General features: G+C 63.5%; 16 protein-coding genes. 3 read left to right on the plus strand and 13 right to left on the minus strand.

What is annotated here, in order from left to right; all coding sequences use genetic code 11:
* Window positions 1–34 precede the first annotated feature (34 nt).
* From prmA to leuS, 6 genes are all read right to left on the minus strand, one after another.
* A complete protein-coding gene (gene prmA, locus VXM67_RS05190; protein WP_023378546.1) occupies window positions 35–913 on the minus strand; it encodes a 50S ribosomal protein L11 methyltransferase in 879 nt (292 codons plus the stop codon).
* A 185-nt stretch (window positions 914–1,098) separates the two neighbouring features.
* Window positions 1,099–2,415, minus strand: coding sequence for a lytic murein transglycosylase (locus tag VXM67_RS05195; RefSeq protein WP_027907990.1), 1,317 nt, complete (start codon window positions 2,413–2,415; stop codon window positions 1,099–1,101).
* Window positions 2,416–2,475: 60 nt separating this feature from the next.
* Entirely contained in the window at window positions 2,476–2,640 is a 165-nt protein-coding gene (gene arfA, locus VXM67_RS05200) for an alternative ribosome rescue factor ArfA (protein WP_023378548.1), read from the minus strand.
* Window positions 2,641–2,803: 163 nt separating this feature from the next.
* Window positions 2,804–3,841, minus strand: a complete 1,038-nt coding sequence (gene holA, locus VXM67_RS05205; RefSeq protein ID WP_027907991.1) for a DNA polymerase III subunit delta — start codon at window positions 3,839–3,841, stop codon at window positions 2,804–2,806.
* Between the two features lie 39 nt (window positions 3,842–3,880).
* Window positions 3,881–4,486, minus strand: a complete 606-nt coding sequence (gene lptE, locus VXM67_RS05210; RefSeq protein WP_023378551.1) for an LPS assembly lipoprotein LptE — start codon at window positions 4,484–4,486, stop codon at window positions 3,881–3,883.
* Between the two features lie 61 nt (window positions 4,487–4,547).
* Window positions 4,548–7,154: a leucine--tRNA ligase gene (gene leuS, locus VXM67_RS05215; RefSeq protein WP_023378552.1), complete on the minus strand. Its 2,607-nt coding sequence runs from the start codon at window positions 7,152–7,154 to the stop codon at window positions 4,548–4,550.
* Window positions 7,155–7,380: 226 nt separating this feature from the next.
* Here leuS and VXM67_RS05220 point away from each other — a divergent pair, with 226 nt between their 5' ends.
* Entirely contained in the window at window positions 7,381–7,695 is a 315-nt protein-coding gene (locus VXM67_RS05220; RefSeq protein ID WP_023378553.1) for a hypothetical protein, read from the plus strand.
* Window positions 7,696–7,826: 131 nt separating this feature from the next.
* Window positions 7,827–8,588 carry a YdcF family protein gene (locus tag VXM67_RS05225; RefSeq protein ID WP_027907992.1) on the plus strand — a complete coding sequence of 254 codons (762 nt, stop codon included), beginning with the start codon at window positions 7,827–7,829 and terminating at the stop codon, window positions 8,586–8,588.
* A gap of 152 nt (window positions 8,589–8,740) precedes the next feature.
* Here the strand turns inward: VXM67_RS05225 and lnt are convergent, their stop codons facing one another.
* Genes lnt through VXM67_RS05245 form a run of 4 tightly spaced genes read right to left on the minus strand, consistent with a single transcriptional unit; the run spans window position 8,741 to window position 12,596 of the window.
* Window positions 8,741–10,258 carry an apolipoprotein N-acyltransferase gene (gene lnt, locus VXM67_RS05230; RefSeq protein ID WP_023378555.1) on the minus strand — a complete coding sequence of 506 codons (1,518 nt, stop codon included), beginning with the start codon at window positions 10,256–10,258 and terminating at the stop codon, window positions 8,741–8,743.
* A gap of 8 nt (window positions 10,259–10,266) precedes the next feature.
* Window positions 10,267–11,106 carry an HlyC/CorC family transporter gene (locus VXM67_RS05235; protein ID WP_023378556.1) on the minus strand — a complete coding sequence of 280 codons (840 nt, stop codon included), beginning with the start codon at window positions 11,104–11,106 and terminating at the stop codon, window positions 10,267–10,269.
* Window positions 11,107–11,131: 25 nt separating this feature from the next.
* A complete protein-coding gene (gene ybeY, locus VXM67_RS05240; protein ID WP_023378557.1) occupies window positions 11,132–11,605 on the minus strand; it encodes an rRNA maturation RNase YbeY in 474 nt (157 codons plus the stop codon).
* A complete protein-coding gene (locus VXM67_RS05245) occupies window positions 11,598–12,596 on the minus strand; it encodes a PhoH family protein (RefSeq protein WP_023378558.1) in 999 nt (332 codons plus the stop codon). The genes ybeY and VXM67_RS05245 overlap by 8 nt, the downstream gene beginning before the upstream one ends.
* A gap of 248 nt (window positions 12,597–12,844) precedes the next feature.
* Here VXM67_RS05245 and VXM67_RS05250 point away from each other — a divergent pair, with 248 nt between their 5' ends.
* Complete coding sequence (locus VXM67_RS05250) at window positions 12,845–13,171, plus strand: DUF1820 family protein (RefSeq protein ID WP_016393488.1); 327 nt, start codon at window positions 12,845–12,847, stop codon at window positions 13,169–13,171.
* Window positions 13,172–13,177: 6 nt separating this feature from the next.
* Here the strand turns inward: VXM67_RS05250 and VXM67_RS05255 are convergent, their stop codons facing one another.
* The 3 genes from VXM67_RS05255 to thiE all read right to left on the minus strand — a co-directional run bounded on the left by VXM67_RS05255 (window position 13,178) and on the right by thiE (window position 15,865).
* On the minus strand, window positions 13,178–13,723 hold the full coding sequence (locus VXM67_RS05255) for a tetratricopeptide repeat protein (protein WP_023378559.1): 546 nt from the start codon (window positions 13,721–13,723) through the stop codon (window positions 13,178–13,180).
* A gap of 217 nt (window positions 13,724–13,940) precedes the next feature.
* Entirely contained in the window at window positions 13,941–15,224 is a 1,284-nt protein-coding gene (gene hemL / locus VXM67_RS05260) for a glutamate-1-semialdehyde 2,1-aminomutase (RefSeq protein WP_367237533.1), read from the minus strand.
* 17 nt (window positions 15,225–15,241) lie between these two features.
* On the minus strand, window positions 15,242–15,865 hold the full coding sequence (gene thiE, locus VXM67_RS05265) for a thiamine phosphate synthase (RefSeq protein ID WP_023378561.1): 624 nt from the start codon (window positions 15,863–15,865) through the stop codon (window positions 15,242–15,244).
* Window positions 15,866–15,877 lie beyond the last annotated feature (12 nt).

Below are 15,877 nucleotides of genomic sequence, written 5' to 3' on the forward strand. Positions count from 1 at the left end.
CCGGGAGCTGTGCAGAGACTTATTCTAGGCCTGCCTATCGGCGGCGACCACTGATGCGCACCCAGCCGTCACGGACGACGATCGGGTCCAGCTCGAAGTCGGCGGCGTAGGCAGCGGCCACTTCTTCGCCTTGCTCGGCGAGAATGCCCGACAGGGCCAGCAGGCCACCTGGACGAACCAGGCCAGACAACTGCGGTGCCAGCGAAACCAGCGGGCCGGCCAGAATGTTGGCGACTAACACGTCGGCCTGCATGGCCGGCATGTCTTCAGGCAGGTACAGGGCCAGGCGCTCATCGGCGATGCCGTTGCGCTGGGCGTTGTCGCGCGAGGCCTCCAGGGCCTGTACGTCGATGTCGGTGCCGACCGCTTCACGGGCGCCCAGCAGCAGCGCGGCGATGGCCAGGATGCCCGAGCCACAGCCGAAATCCAGCACCTGGGTGTCTTTGAGCTGTTGGCCATCGAGCCATTCCAGGCACAGGGCGGTGGTCGGGTGGGTGCCGGTACCAAATGCCAGGCCGGGGTCGAGGAGCAGGTTGACCGCGTCTTTCTCGGGCGCCTCGTGCCAGCTTGGCACGATCCACAGGCGCTGGCCGAAGCGCATCGGCTGGAAGTTGTCCATCCAGCTACGCTCCCAGTCCTGGTCCTCGATCACTTCGGCGTGGTGCTCGGGCAACGTATCGCCGGTCAGCAGGCGCAGGTGGGCGAACACATGCTCCGGCTCGGCGTCGGCTTCGAACAGGGCCAGAAGATGGGTGTGCGACCACAGTGGGGTGGTGTTGAGGTCGGGCTCGAAGATCGGTTGATCCTCGGCGTCCATGAACGTCACCGAGACGGCGCCCACTTCGAGCAGGGCGTCTTCGTAGGTTTCGGCTTGTTCCGGGCTGATGGCCAGGCGTACTTGCAGCCAAGGCATGGCGGGCACCTTTGGTAAATCGACAGGGGCAGCCCGAGGCTGCGCGAAGGCTGGCAGTTTACGCGAGTGCGGTGGGTTTGTGGATGACTTGCGGGCTAATCAGCGGCAAGCAGACGCCTACGGATACACACGTGCGCTGTAGGAACCGGCCTGCCGGCGATGGAGTGCAAAGCACTCCTCCAGAATCACTGCTGACGCAGGCTCTCGAGCAACTTGTGCGTCGGATACCCATCCGCCGGCCATCCCAGCCCTTGCTGGGCATTACGAATGGCCTTGCGGGTGTTCGCGCCAATGATGCCGTCGGCATTGCCTGCTTCATGGCCGCTGGCGTTGAGCAGGTTTTGCAGTTCAACGCGCTCGGTCCGGCTCAGCGGCAGGTCTTCCTTCGGCCAGCTGCCGGCGATGAAGCCCCAGCCACTGAACCGGTCCCCCAGCAGGCTCACGGCCAGGGCATAGGACGACGAGTTGTTGTACTTGAGGATCGCGCGGAAGTTGTCCAGGACCAGGAACGCCGGGCCGCGTGCGCCGGCCGGCAGCAGGAGTGCGGCAGACAGCTGGTTGCTGCCCGAAGGCAACTGCGTGCCGGCGGGCAGTTTCACGCCCATCTGCAGCCACTCGTAGACAGGCTTGCGCAGCGCGCCATCAGCTTGCCAGTAATCGAAGCCGGCCGGCAGCTGGACCTCGAAGCCCCACGGTTGGCCGCGTTTCCAGCCCGAGCTCTGCAGGTAGTGAGCGGTGGAGGCCAGGGCGTCGGGGGTGCTGTTCCAGATATCCCGGCGGCCATCACCGTCGAAATCCACTGCATGGGTGTTGTAGGTGGTCGGGATGAACTGGGTCTGGCCCATGGCACCGGCCCAGGAGCCGCGCATGGCGTCTGGCTGGATGTCGCCGTTCTGCAGGATTTGCAGGGCAGCGATCAGTTGGTCCTGGGCGAACTGTGGGCGGCGGCCTTCATAGGCCAGGGTAGCCAGCGAGCGGATCACCGACTTGTTGCCCTGGAACTGGCCGAAGTTGCTCTCCATGCCCCATACCGAGACCAGCACCTGGCGGTCGACACCATATCGTTGCTCGATGCGGCTCAACAGTTCGGCGTTCTGCTCCAGCAGCTTCTTGCCGTTGCGTACGCGCAGCGGCGACAGGGCACCTTCGAGGTACTCCCATACCGGACGGGTGAATTCAGGTTGGCTGCGGTCAGCCTTGATCACGTCCATGTCTGGCGTCACGCCAAGGAATGCACGGTCGAAGGTGTTGGCCGCAATACCGGCTTGCAGGGCTTGCTGGCGGAAACCGGCCTGCCACTGGGCGAAGGTTTGCAGAGGCTGGATTTCAGTGCTGACGTCAGGCGTTGCGGTAGGCAGCGTCACTACCGGGGCGGGCTGGGCGGGTGCCAGCGGCAGGGCGTCGGCGGCGGTGGGTTTCTCCGCGCAGGCGACGAGCAGGATGAGGCTGGATGCCACGATCAGTTGGCGGGTTTTCCAGCGAGGGCGAAGACTGAGAAGCATGCACAGATCCAGAATTGCAGGTCAGGTGCCGACCATACCATGCCTGCGCTCGCGATGCTTTCATGCTGCCAAAAAGTACGAAGCCTCCCAATCTCTCGATTGGAAGGCTTCGCGGCGGTAGCTGCCTTTGCCCTTGTTCGGTCGTTCTTGTCGGCATCGGAACAGGGGCTGGGCGACGATGGACTTGGCCTTGTTGGGCCCGTGCTTTTTCGGCTTTTTGCTCATGGTGCAATTCCCGTTGGGGTGGGTGTCGGGGCGCACTGTAGGCCTGTGGGCAGGGTGAGGCCAATTGATTGTGTTTATGGTCCGGCGGCCTATCGCCGTGGTTCGTCGTCACGGCACTCTGGTACCTGGCGGGTGTGCAGGAGCTGCGTGTCGGCCAAGAGGCTCATTCGGGGGGCAGGACCAGACGCTGTCCGGCCATCAACAGCGATAGCCTGGCAAGCCCCGTCCATGGCGAGCCCTCGGCCTGGCCCTTGATCTGCGCATCGATACGCTGGGCGTCCTGCAGCAATTGCGCCCAACGCTGCGCGGAGAGACGCTGCAGGGCCTTGCTGACCAAGGGGCGGCGTTTGTCCCACACGGGCGGTCGCGCCTGGCTGAAGGCCTTGTCCAGCGGCACGCCTTGGCTGAACTGCTGCGCCAGGCCCGCCAGCAACCGCAACTCGCGGGCCAGCGCCCAGAGGATCACGGGTGGCTCGACACCTTCGCCACGCAGGCCTTCGAGCATGCGCAGGGCGTGGGCTGCCTCGCCATTGAGAATGGCATCGACCAACCCGAATACGTCGAAGCGGGCGCTGTCGGCAACTGCCGCCTGCACGGTTTCGACGGTGATCTGGTTGCCTTCGGCGAGCAGCTTGAGCTTTTCGATTTCCTGGGCGGCGGCCAGCAGGTTGCCCTCGACCCGTGCGGCGATCAGGTCGACGGCATCGCGCTGCGCCGACAGGCCAGCCTGGGACAGGCGCTGATTGATCCACTGTGGCAGTTGCTGAGTATCCACCGGCCAGATCTGGATGAACTGGCAGTGGGGCCCTTCGATCAGCGCCTTGCCCCATTTGGTCTTCTGCGCGCTGCCGTCCAGCTTGGGCAGGCTGATCAGCAGCAGGGTGTCCTCGGCAGGTTTGGCGCAGTACTCCATCAGCGCGCTGGCGCCCTTGTCGCCGGGCTTGCCCGAGGGCAGGCGCAACTCCAGCAGGCGGCGCTGGGCGAACAGGGAGAGGCTGGCGCCCGCCTGGAGCAGGGTGCCCCAGTCGAAGTTGGCGTCGGCACTGAACACCTGGCGTTCGTCGAAGCCTTGCTGACGGGCTGCGGTACGGATGGCATCGGCGGCCTCCTGGCACAGCAGCGGATCGTCACCGCTGACCACATAGACCGGCGCCAGGGCACCTTGCAGGTGCTTGTTGAGTTGGGCGGGGGAGAGCTTCATGGGAAACAGGCGGGGCACCCTGGGGCGCCCCGCACGGGCTTAGTTGCCCGGAACTTCCAGCGGCGATTGCTGTGGCGTCTCGGCCTGCTGGCGGCGAGCGGCCTCCAGTGCGGCGGCTTCTGCCTTGGCGCGTTCGTCGGCTTCCTGCTGCAACTGGTCAAGCTGCGTCGGCGTCAGCATCTGCAGGCGCACGACCATGGCTTGCACCAGGTCGCGACGCATCTCGGTGCGGGCCTGTTCGGCTTCCTGGTCGGAACCTGTGATGTTGGAACCGTCGTGGATGTAGATCTTGCGGACTTCCAGCTTGTCGCTGAGCAGTTCGAGGTTGTTCAGGCCCAGGATGCTGTAGTCCAGCTCGGTGGTCAGCTCGTATTCGGCCGAGCGGTTGCCACCGCTGTAGGTCGCGGCGCGCTGGCTTTCTTTCTCGTTGGTCAGCACCAAGCGGTAGGGTGCGCCTGCGTGAACGTTGACGCCACTGCGCTGCAGCACTTCGCGCAGCTGGGTCACGGTCTCGCCGTAGGCGTTGCGCGCGCTGACGTCCATCTCTTTGACGCTCAGCTCGGTGGTACCGGTGCCGCGCAGCTGGAAACCACAGGCGCTGAGCACGACGGCCAGGCCTATTACCAGCAGATTGCGTTTGATCATGTTGTTGCTCCCTTGTGAGCCGATTCCGCCCGCCCGCATAGGCTGCGGGCGGGCGTTGCCATCAGTTGGCGACGATGTTGACCAGCTTGCCCGGTACCACGATGACCTTGCGGATGGTCAGGCCGTCGGTGAAGCGCAGGACGTTCTCGTTGCTGCGGGCTGCGGCTTCGATCTCCTCGCGGCTTGCGGCGGCCGGCATTTCCACCTGGCCACGCAGCTTGCCGTTGACCTGGACGACCAGGGTCACGGTGTCCTGCACCAGTGCGCTTTCATCGACAACTGGCCAGCTGGCGTCGATCACGGCCTGGTCATGGCCCAGTGCCTTCCACAGCTCATGGGAGATGTGCGGGGTGATCGGGGCCAGCAGCAGGGTCACGGCTTCCAGGCCTTCCTGCAGCAGGGCGCGGTCCTGTTCGGTGGCCTGCGGGGCTTTTTCCAGTACGTTCATCACGGTCATCACCTGGGCGATGGCGGTGTTGAACTTGTGGAACTGGCCGACATCATTGCTGGCCTGCTTGATCGCAGCGTGGATGGCTCGGCGAATGACCTTCTGCGCGTCGTCCAGGGCGGCGACATCCAGCTTGCCCGGCAGACCCTGGGTAACGTGGGCCTGGGCCAGACGCCAGACACGGCGCAGGAAGCGGCTTGCGCCTTCGACGCCGGAGTCGGACCACTCCAGGCTCATGTCGGGCGGCGAGGCGAACATCATGAACAGGCGGCAGGTGTCGGCGCCGTAGGCTTCGATCATCGACTGCGGGTCGACGCCGTTGTTCTTCGACTTCGACATCTTCTCGGTGCCGCCGATTTCTACCGGCAGGCCATCGGTCTTCAGGCGAGCGCCGATGATCTTGGCCTTGGCATCACGCTCGACTTCGACGTCGGCCGGGTTGAACCAGTCCTTGCCGCCGTTGCTGGCAACGCGGTAGTAGGTCTCGGCGACCACCATGCCTTGGGTCAGCAGGTTCTTGAACGGTTCGTTGGAGGTGACCAGGCCTTCGTCGCGCATCAGCTTGTGGAAGAAGCGCGCGTACAGCAGGTGCAGGATCGCGTGCTCGATACCGCCGATGTACTGATCGACTGGCAGCCAATGGTTGGCCGCTTTCGGGTCGACCAGGCCCTTGTCGTAGTTGGGCGATGCGTAGCGGGCGAAGTACCAGGAGGACTCGACGAAGGTGTCCATGGTGTCGGTTTCGCGCTTCGCTGCGGTGCCGCATTTCGGGCAGGTGCACGCATAGAACTCGGGCATGCGCGCCAGCGGCGAACCAGCGCCGTCCGGTACCACGTTCTCCGGCAGGACGACCGGCAGTTGGTCTTCTGGTACTGGAACGTCGCCACAGGATGGGCAGTGGATGATCGGGATCGGGCAGCCCCAGTAGCGCTGGCGGCTGATACCCCAGTCGCGCAGGCGGAACTGAGTGCGCGATTTGCCTAGCTCCTTGCGGATCAGGGCTGCTTCGATGGCGTCGAATGCGCCCGCGAAGTCCAGGCCGTCGAACTCGCCGGAGTTGATCAGCTGGCCGTGTTCGCCATAGGCCGCCTGCCATTCGCTGCCGACTTCGTCGCCAGCGCTGGTGCGTACCACTGCCTTGACTGGCAGGTTGTACTTGTGGGCGAACTCGAAGTCGCGCTCATCGTGGGCTGGAACAGCCATTACAGCGCCGTCGCCGTAATGCATCAGCACGTAGTTGGCGACCCAGACCGGCAGCTTCTCGCCGGTCAGCGGGTGCTCGACCAGCAGGGAAGTGGCCATGCCTTTCTTCTCCTGGGTGGCCATGTCGGCTTCGGCAACGCTGCCGCTCTTGCATTCGTCGATGAATGCCTGCAGCGCCGGGTTGCCCTGGGCGGCCTGGGTGGCCAGCGGGTGCTCGGCGGCGACGGCGACATAGGTGGCGCCCATCAGGGTGTCCGGACGGGTGGTGAAGACCTTCAGGGTACCTTCGTGGCCGATGCTCGCCTGGTCGTAGGGGAACTGCACTTCCATGCCGCGCGACTTGCCGATCCAGTTGCGTTGCATGGTCTTGACCTGTTCAGGCCAGCCCGGCAGCTCGTCGAGGCTTTCCAGCAGCTCGTCGGCGTAGTCGGTGATGCGGAAGTAGTACATCGGGATTTCGCGCTTCTCGATCAGCGCGCCCGAACGCCAGCCACGGCCATCGATGACCTGTTCGTTGGCCAGTACGGTCTGGTCAGCCGGGTCCCAGTTCACGGTACCGTTCTTGCGGTAGATGATGCCTTTCTCGAACAGGCGGGTGAACAGCCACTGCTCCCAGCGATAGTAGTCGGGTTTGCAGGTGGTGACCTCACGTGCCCAGTCGATGGCCAGGCCCAGGCTCTTGAGCTGGGTCTTCATGTAGTCGATGTTTTCGTACGTCCACTTGGCCGGCGCGACGTTGTTCTTCATCGCGGCGTTTTCCGCGGGCATGCCGAAAGCATCCCAGCCCATCGGTTGCAGGACGTTCTTGCCCAGCATGCGCTGGTAGCGGGCAATCACGTCGCCGATGGTGTAGTTGCGAACGTGGCCCATGTGTAGCTTGCCGCTCGGGTACGGGAACATCGATAGGCAATAGTAGGTGTCTTTGCCTGGCTGTTCGGTAACAGCGAACGATTGTTGCTCGTCCCAGAACTTCTGGGCGGCGGCTTCGATATCACGGGGCGTGTATTGTTCGTGCATGGCTACTTTTGGCTGAGAGAGAAGAGACCTTGTTCCAGGCAGCGGAACCTCGCTGCGTCCGGCACTCCGGTGTCGTGAGCGTGAACGCCGTAGCATACAGCAGCGCCGCACATCGTGGGAAACCCTGATTGCGAACGTCCGCTGGTCGCAGGGGTCGGCTGCTTTTTGCAGTGACGCTAAGCTCATGGTTGGGGGGAGATATTCTTATCTTCAATGAGGTGAACGGATGGGAGAGACGCAGCTACCCGCAATCAAACCGGAGCTTTACGAACGCCTGATCGACCGTCTTGGGCTGGCGCTGGAAGTTGCCAGGACCTCGGTACGATTGCGCGACGAGATGCCCGCCGAGCTGGAACTGCGCGGCTTGAGCCATGCAGAGTTCGAAGTGATCAAGGCCTACCTGGAGTCGCTCCCGGAACGCCGAAATGCCTGCGTTGGCGCATACCCGCAAGCGGAGCCGGCCTCGGCAAAGATCATCTGGCTCAAGGACAAGCGACGCTCCACCGGCACGGCAAGATCCAGGACGCTGCCAAATCGTTAGCCGTTCAGGATTAAAGGCGCAGGCCATCGTGCGCCGGTGCTTCGATATACACCCTATGATCGGCGTCGGTCGCACTCTTGTTGCCCGACGCCGATCCTCTTAGGCTGCACGCCTTCCATGGAGGTGTGCCAATGCCGATTCGATTCTTCATCAAACAATGGTTGATGCCACCCGGCATCCTGTTCCTGCTCTTGCTGGCTGCCTGGTGGCTGCGTGCCAGGCGCCCGCGCCTAGCGGCGTTGTGCTTTGCTGTCGGGCTCGGAGGCTTGTGGTTGATGAGCCTGCCTGCGGTGGTGCAGGAGTCGGCGCGTTTGCTGGAGACCGAACCGCCTCTGGCTGTTGGTGAATGGGCGGGCCTGGCGAGCCGGGCCGATGCCATCGTGGTACTGGGGGCCGGGCGTGAACGGGGCGATCCGGCCTGGGGCGGTGGCGACCAGCCCAGCGCCTTGGCGCTGGAGCGCATGCGCTTTGCGGCGCGTCTGGCCAAGGCCTCTGGCCTGCCGGTGCTGACCAGCGGCGGCTTGCACTACGGCACGCCGCCGAGTGAGGCGCAGTTGATGGCCGACCGGTTGCAGGAGGACTTTGCCGTTGGCGTCAAATGGAAGGAAGAAGCCAGCCGTACGACCTGGGAGAATGCCCAGCTCAGCGCCCGGCTGCTTCAGCCTTTGGGTATTCGCCGGGTAGTGCTGGTGACGCAGGCATGGCACATGCAGCGCTCGCGCTGGAGCTTCGAGCAGGCGGGCTTCGAGGTGGTGGTGGCGCCGATGGGATTTCTTGGGCGTGATCATGCGCGGCCGTTTGGCGGGTTGCTGCCGGAGAGCCGGGCGGTGTGGCAAAGCGGGCAGTTGCTCAATGAGGCGGTGGGGTTGCTAGGGTATCGGTTGTTCTATTGAGATGGCCGTTCACCGGCAAACCGGCTCCAGCAGTGCCCCGCACGCTCTCGGCTCTTGCCCAGGACTGTTGTTTCCAAGCCCCGAAGTTCTTGGATGGGCGCGGCCATGCGACGCGAAAGGGCTGCGCTGCAGCCCTCGCCTGTCCCGTGTCGTCAAACGGTCTTCGCGATCCGCCCGGCTGCCAACGCCCAACCCAGCAACAGCGCACAGACGATCGCCAGCGGCCACGAGCGCCATTGCAGATAAGGTGTCAGTTGCTGCATGGGCACCACCTCGCCATACAGGATCGCCTGCTGGAATTGCGGTATTTGCGCGGTGATCTTGCCGAATGGGTCGATCAGCGCGGTGACCCCGTTGTTGGTGGCCCGGATCATCCAGCGGCCAGCTTCCAGGGCACGCATCTGCGCCATCTGCAGATGCTGCAGCGGGCCGATCGAGGTGCCGAACCAGGTGTCGTTGCTGATGGTCAGCAACAGGTCGCTGCGGGCAGCCAGGCCGGCGGCGAATTCCGGGTAAACGACTTCGTAGCAGATGTACGGCGCAATCTGGTAGCCCTTGGCTTGCAGTAGCGGCTGGTCTTCAGGTCCCCGGGCGAAGTCGGACATTGGCAGGTTGAAGAACTCGATCAGCCCCCGAAGCATGTCCTGCAGTGGCACGTATTCGCCGAACGGCACCAGCTTTTGCTTCAGATACGTGCCATCGCCCTCACCGGTGACGGTGATACCGTTGTAGTAGCGGCGCTGGTGGTGCACCACTTGCCGCACAGGTACGCCGGTGATCAGCGCAGAATGCCGCTCGGCGGCAAAACGCCCCATCACGTCGATGTAGCCCTGCGCCTGGTCCTTGAGCACCGGTACGGCTGTCTCTGGCCAGACCAGCAGGTCCACGGGCTTGGAGGTGAAGCTCATGTCGCGGTACAGCGCCAGCTGTGCGTCGATATGGGCGGGGTCCCACTTCAGGTCCTGCTCGACGTTGCCTTGCACGGCAGCGACCTTGAGCGGGTCGCCGACCGGGGTGGTCCAGGCGTGGCCCTTGAGCGCAAGGCCCAGGCCCCAGGGTGCCAGCAGCAGCACGATGCCGACCGCCAGGAATGACGGGCGTGCCCGCAGACGCGGCAGGTTGCACAGCAGCGCAGCGCTCATGGCCAGAACGAAGGACACCAGCCACACGCCACCCAGCGGGGCAAGCCCGGCCAGCGGACCGTCCAGCTGGCTATAGCCTGCGTATAGCCACGGGAAACCGGTCAGGAACCAGCCTCGGAAGGCCTCTTGCAACAACCACAGCGCAGCAAAGCACAACGCATCGGCCAGGGGCGCTTCATTGCGCCGTAGCCAGCGCGCCCACAGCCATGTGGGCAAGGCGAAGAACCAGGCAAGCGCCGCGAAGAACGCCAGCAGCAGCAGAGTCGCCAGCAGCGGAGAAGCACCGCCATAGGTGTTCATGCTGACGTAGATCCACCAGGTGCCGGCACCGTACAGGCCGAAGCCGAAGCACCAACCGCGGCCCATGGCCTGGCGCGGGCTGAGCTCGCGCAGGCCGAGGTAGAGCAGGGCGATGGACACCAGGGCCAGCGGCCAGATGTCGAATGGCGCCAAGGCCAGGAGAGTGGAGGCGCCGGCCGCCATGGCCAGCAGGTTACCGGGCCAGCCGGGGCGGGTGATCCAACGCATGTTTGTCCTTAGCGGGTGATCGGTGTCAGGCGCAGCAAGTGTATCCGCCGGCTATCGGCGTTGAGAATACGGAATCTGTAGGAACCGATCTCGGTAGTCTCGTTGCGCTTTGGCAGGTGGCCAAAGGCGCTCATCACCAGGCCGCCGACCGTGTCGAACTCGTCGTCCGAGAACTCGCTGTCGAAGAACTCGTTGAAGTTGTCGATCGGTGTCAGTGCCTTGACCAGAAAGTCGCCGCTTGGCAGTGGCTTGATGTAGCTGTCTTCCTCGACATCGTGTTCGTCTTCGATGTCGCCGACGATCTGCTCAAGCACGTCCTCGATGGTCACCAGGCCCGCCACACCACCATATTCGTCGATGACGATGGCCATGTGGTTGTGATTGGCGCGGAATTCACGCAGCAGCACGTTCAGGCGCTTGGATTCCGGCACGAAGGTGGCGGGGCGCAGCAGGTCCTTGATGTTGAAACTGTCGCCGTTCTCTTTGAGGATCAGCGGCAGCAGGTCCTTGGCCAGCAAGATCCCGAGCACATCGTCATGGCTTTCGCCGATCACCGGATAGCGCGAGTGGGCGGCGTCGATCACCGCAGGCAGGAACTCACGTGGCGACTGGGTAGCCTTGATGCTGATCATCTGCGAGCGTGGCACCATGATGTCGCGCACCTGCAGGTCCGCGACCTGGATGGCACCTTCGACGATGGTCAGCGCTTCGCTGTCGAGCAGCTTGTTCTGATGGGCTTCACGCAGCAGCTCGAGGAGCTCCTGGCGGTTTTTCGGCTCATGGGCAAAAGCCTGGGTCAGTTTACCCAGCCAGGACTTCTGCCCGTTGCTCGATCGATCTTCGCTCATGGCGGTTCTCGTGATCCTTGCAGTATCAGTGTGTGATTGATTCGTTTTCATCGTCGGCATATGGGTCGGGGTGACCCAGTTCTGCCAGCAATTCCCGTTCCAGCGCTTCCATTTCCTCGGCCTCATCGTCTTCGATGTGGTCATAGCCGAGCAGGTGCAGGCAGCCGTGGATGACCAGGTGCGCCCAGTGAGCCTCCAGGGACTTGCCCTGTTCGGCGGCCTCGCGCTCGACCACTGGCACGCAAATGACCAGGTCGCCCAGTAGCGGGATATCCAGCAGGTCGTCCGGCACGTCGGCTGGGAACGACAACACATTGGTTGCGTAGTCCTTGTGCCGGTAGGTGTGGTTGAGTTCGCGGCCTTCGGTTTCGTCGACCAGGCGAATGGTCATTTCCGAGTCGGCGCTGCGCTGGCGCAAGGCCAGTTCGCACCAGCGGCGGAAGGCGGCGTCATCCGGGGCGGCAGCGTCCGTGGCCCGTTGCAGGTCGAGTTCAAGCATCTTTGCCGGGAACCTCGGGTTTTGCCTGACGGGCGTCGAAACGGTCGTAAGCCTCGACGATGCGCTGCACCAGTGGGTGACGAACCACGTCTTTGGGTTGGAAGTGGGTAAAGCTGATGCCCGGAACGTCCTTGAGCACCTCGATGACGTGGGCCAGGCCCGACTTGGTGCCGCGTGGCAGGTCGACCTGGGTGATGTCACCGGTGATCACCGCCGTCGAGCCGAAGCCGATTCGGGTGAGGAACATCTTCATCTGTTCGAGCGTGGTGTTCTGGCTCTCGTCGAGGATGATGAAGCTGTTGTTCAGTGTGCGGCCACGCATGTAGGCGAGGGGGGCGATCTCGATCACCTGGCGCTCGATGAGCTTGGCCACATGCTCGAAGCCCAGCATCTCGTAGAGCGCGTCGTAGAGCGGGCGCAGGTACGGGTCGATCTTCTGCGCAAGGTCGCCTGGCAGAAAACCGAGCTTCTCGCCGGCCTCGACGGCCGGACGCACCAGCAGGATGCGACGCACTTGCTCGCGTTCCAGGGCGTCCACGGCGCAGGCCACGGCCAGGTAGGTCTTGCCGGTACCGGCCGGGCCGATGCCGAAGTTGATGTCGTTGGCCAGGATTTCCTTGACGTAGCGCTGCTGGTTGACCCCGCGCGGGCGAATGTTGCCCTTGCGTGTACGCAACGAAACGCTCACCTCATTGACCGCCGGGTTGTCGATGTTCTCGACCGTGGACTCCTGCAGGTACAGGTGGACGGTTTCCGGCGACAGGTCGGAGGATTTGGCCTCGCGATAGAGACGTCGCAGCAGTTGCTCGGCAGCGGAGGTCGTCTTGGGTTCGCCGATCAGCTCGAATTGGTTGCCGCGGTTGCGGATTTCGATGGCCAGGCGTTGTTCGATCAGGCGCAGGTGCTCGTCGAACTGGCCGCACAGGTTGGCGAAACGGTGGGCCTCGAAAGGTTCGAGGATGAAACGATGGGGTTCTATGGGTGCGTTCAAGGTCGTTTTTTAGCCGCTCGACGGCAATGAATGTGATCTCAAGAATAACCCTTCGATGGCAGTGGCGAAAGCACTGAAACGATCAAGGGTTGGCACAAGCTATGTACTGCCCGTTCCGGCCTTGTCGCCGGCGAGCCGGCTCCGGCCGGAAGTGCGGGACTCGTGCTGACTGGAACCGGCGGCACAGATCGATCTGCCTCTCTGCTATGATGCCCGCCTTTTCTTACGCATGTGTTATCTCCGCAAACATGAGCAAACGCGAACCCGCCATCTATAAAGTCATTTTCCTGAATCAGGGCCAGGTCTTCGAAATGTATGCCAAGCAGATCTACCAGAGCGATCTGTGGGGCTTTCTCGAAATCGAGGAGTTTGTCTTCGGCGAGCGCACCCAAGTGGTGGTCGACCCGAGCGAAGAGAAGCTCAAGAACCAGTTCGAAGGGGTGATCCGCAGCTTCGTGCCGATGCACTCGATCGTGCGTATCGACGAAGTGGAGCGTCTGGGAACGGCCAAGATCAGCGAAGCCAAGGGGGGTGGCAATGTAATGCCATTCCCGATGCCGATGCCGGAGAAGTAAGGCGTTTCAGGGAAGTGGCGAGAACGGCGTGCGCCCTTCGGCGTTCTGTAGTTCAAGCAGGTACTTGCGGAAGATCTGGCCGAGCACCTGGGTGGCATGCTCCAGCTCGTCACGGGGCATCTGCTCGGTCACTTCATCGGCCATGTCCAGTGCATCCTCGGCACCGTTGACCGCGGCCATCTTCAGCAGGATGTAGGCCTGCACGTTATTGGCCTTGACCCCTTCGCCATGGAAGAACATGGCGCCCAGGCGGTATTGGGCTTCGGCGTGACCTTGCAGCGAAGCTTTCTCGAACCAGTCCAGGGCCTTTTTCAGGTCCTTTGGCGTTTGCGTGTAGTAATACTCGCCCAGTTCGAACTGCGCTTGGGCGTCCCCGGTCGCCGCCGTCTGCTCACAGGCCTTCAAGGCATTGTGCAGGTCTTCTGGCTGAACGTTCAAAGTGCAGCGGCCCGTCGCTGGAATCAGCAACGAGTTACCGCCCTCCGCCAGGGCCAGCAGGGGCTGAAGAAGCAACAGGCAGCCCATGGTCAGGGCGCGGCCGGTGCGGTTCATGGGGATCGACTTACCTCTGCAAAGCTACGGCCAATGTCTCTGGTGGCACATTATGGGATAAGCAGCGCCAACCTTACAAAGTTTTACGCGAATTTCTGTTTGGTTGGGGAAGTCAGTGCGTGTTGCAGGCTCTTTTATTACCCGCCCCCACAGGTATTGCACAGGTTACCAGGCCTGTGAAGTACCTGCAGGAGCCGGCGGCCGGCGATCAGGGAGCTTACTTGAGCTTGGCGAAAGCGCGCTCGGCCGCATCCAGGGTGATCTGCAGCTCTTTCTCGCCGTGGGCGATCGAGGTGAAGCCGGCCTCGAACGCGCTTGGGGCCAGGTATACGCCACCTTCGAGCATCAGGTGGAAGAAGCGCTTGAAGCGCTCGGCGTCGCTGGCCATCACGTCGTCGAAGGTGACGATGTCGTCGGCGCCACTGAAGTACAGGCCGAACATGGCCCCCGCCTGGGTCGTGACGAACGGAATGCTGGCAGCATCGGCGCGCTGCTGCAGGCCATCGAGCATGCGGCTGGTGAAGGCGCTCAGTTCATCGTGGAAGCCCGGGCGGCTGATCAGTTTCAGGGTGGTCAGGCCGGCCGCCATGGCCAGTGGGTTACCCGACAGCGTGCCCGCCTGGTAGACAGGGCCCAGCGGGGCGATGCAGCCCATGATTTCGCGTTTGCCACCGAAGCAGCCGACGGGCATGCCGCCACCGACGATCTTGCCGAAGGTCGACAGGTCCGGCTTGATGCCGTAATGGCCCTGTGCGCCACCGAGGGAGACGCGGAAACCGGTCATCACTTCGTCGAAGATCAACACCACGCCGTGCTTGTCGCACTGCTCACGCAGGCCTTCGAGGAAGCCTGGAGCCGGTGGTACGCAGTTCATGTTGCCGGCCACCGGCTCGACGATGATGCAGGCGACGGTCTGGCCGACTTCGGAAAGGGTCTTCTCCACCGCAGCGATATCGTTGAACGGCAGGGTCAGGGTGTGCTTGGCGAAGTCCGCCGGGACGCCGGCGGAGCTAGGCACGCCCTGAGTCAGCAAACCAGAGCCGGCCTTGACCAGCAGGCTGTCGGAGTGGCCATGGTAGCAGCCCTCGAACTTGATGATGGCGTCGCGGCCAGTGTAACCACGGGCCAGACGAATGGCGCTCATGGTCGCTTCGGTGCCCGAGCTGACCATACGCAGCATTTCCATGGACGGCACGATCGAGCAGACCAGGTCGGCCATTTCGGTTTCCATGGCGGTCGGTGCGCCATAGGACAGGCCGTGTTCGAGCTGCTTGCGTACCGATTCGAGTACGTCCGGGTGGCCGTGGCCGAGGATCATCGGGCCCCAGGAGCCGACATAGTCGACGTAGCGCTTGTCGTCCTCGTCAACCACGTAGGCGCCTTCGGCGTGCTTGAAGAACAGTGGCGTGCCGCCGACGCTCTTGAAGGCACGGACCGGCGAGTTGACGCCGCCGGGGATGTGCTTCTGGGCTTGGGCGAACAGGGATTCGGAACGGGACATGGAGTTATCTCTCGAAATCAGGAAGCGAACAGGGCGTTGAAGGCGCGGGCGCGGCGGGTAACTTCCTGCGCGCTGTCGGCACCGAACAAGCCATGGATCACCGCCAGCAGGTCTGCACCATGGGCGACCAGCGGGGCGGCGTTGTCGAGGGTGATTCCGCCGATCACGGCGATCGGCAGCTTGACCTGGGCACGGGCCTGTTCCAGCAGCTCTACGCTGGCGGCCGGCGCACCGGGCTTGGTCACCGAGTTGAAGAAGCGCCCGAAGGCCACATAGCTGGCGCCTTCGTTGGCCGCTTGTCTGGCCAGGTCGAGCTGGGCGTGGCAGGTCGAGCCGATGATGGCATGGCGGCCCAGCAGGGCGCGGGCGGGTGTCAGTGGGCCATCGGTTTGGCCCAGGTGCACGCCGACGCCCAGGCGCGCGGCCAGTTCGGCATCGTCGTTGATGATCAGCTGGGTGCCGTAGCGCTCGCAGAGCTGCTTCAGCGCCTCTGCTTCGCGCAGGCGGCGGGCGGCATCGTCGCTTTTGTCACGGTATTGCAGCAGGCACACGCCGCCTTCAAGGGCTGCCTCGACGTGGGACAGGAAACGGCCGGCGAGCAGCTGGCTGTCGGTGATCGCGTACAGACCGCGTAGCTTCATCGGAAAGCCTCG

The organism is Pseudomonas sp. Rh2 (genome assembly GCF_040762985.1).
GTDB lineage: Bacteria > Pseudomonadota > Gammaproteobacteria > Pseudomonadales > Pseudomonadaceae > Aquipseudomonas > Aquipseudomonas taiwanensis.

What these genes read in the sequence shown, in the direction of transcription:
- prmA (WP_023378546.1), bottom strand. Translation starts at nt 913, where the DNA reads ATGCCTTGGCTGCAAGTACGCCTGGCCATCAGCCCGGAACAAGCCGAA.
- VXM67_RS05195 (WP_027907990.1), bottom strand. Translation starts at nt 2,415, where the DNA reads ATGCTTCTCAGTCTTCGCCCTCGCTGGAAAACCCGCCAACTGATCGTG.
- arfA (WP_023378548.1), bottom strand. Translation starts at nt 2,640, where the DNA reads ATGAGCAAAAAGCCGAAAAAGCACGGGCCCAACAAGGCCAAGTCCATC.
- holA (WP_027907991.1), bottom strand. Translation starts at nt 3,841, where the DNA reads ATGAAGCTCTCCCCCGCCCAACTCAACAAGCACCTGCAAGGTGCCCTG.
- lptE (WP_023378551.1), bottom strand. Translation starts at nt 4,486, where the DNA reads ATGATCAAACGCAATCTGCTGGTAATAGGCCTGGCCGTCGTGCTCAGC.
- leuS (WP_023378552.1), bottom strand. Translation starts at nt 7,154, where the DNA reads ATGCACGAACAATACACGCCCCGTGATATCGAAGCCGCCGCCCAGAAG.
- VXM67_RS05220 (WP_023378553.1), top strand. Translation starts at nt 7,381, where the DNA reads ATGGGAGAGACGCAGCTACCCGCAATCAAACCGGAGCTTTACGAACGC.
- VXM67_RS05225 (WP_027907992.1), top strand. Translation starts at nt 7,827, where the DNA reads ATGCCGATTCGATTCTTCATCAAACAATGGTTGATGCCACCCGGCATC.
- lnt (WP_023378555.1), bottom strand. Translation starts at nt 10,258, where the DNA reads ATGCGTTGGATCACCCGCCCCGGCTGGCCCGGTAACCTGCTGGCCATG.
- VXM67_RS05235 (WP_023378556.1), bottom strand. Translation starts at nt 11,106, where the DNA reads ATGAGCGAAGATCGATCGAGCAACGGGCAGAAGTCCTGGCTGGGTAAA.
- ybeY (WP_023378557.1), bottom strand. Translation starts at nt 11,605, where the DNA reads ATGCTTGAACTCGACCTGCAACGGGCCACGGACGCTGCCGCCCCGGAT.
- VXM67_RS05250 (WP_016393488.1), top strand. Translation starts at nt 12,845, where the DNA reads ATGAGCAAACGCGAACCCGCCATCTATAAAGTCATTTTCCTGAATCAG.
- VXM67_RS05255 (WP_023378559.1), bottom strand. Translation starts at nt 13,723, where the DNA reads ATGAACCGCACCGGCCGCGCCCTGACCATGGGCTGCCTGTTGCTTCTT.
- hemL (WP_367237533.1), bottom strand. Translation starts at nt 15,224, where the DNA reads ATGTCCCGTTCCGAATCCCTGTTCGCCCAAGCCCAGAAGCACATCCCC.
- thiE (WP_023378561.1), bottom strand. Translation starts at nt 15,865, where the DNA reads ATGAAGCTACGCGGTCTGTACGCGATCACCGACAGCCAGCTGCTCGCC.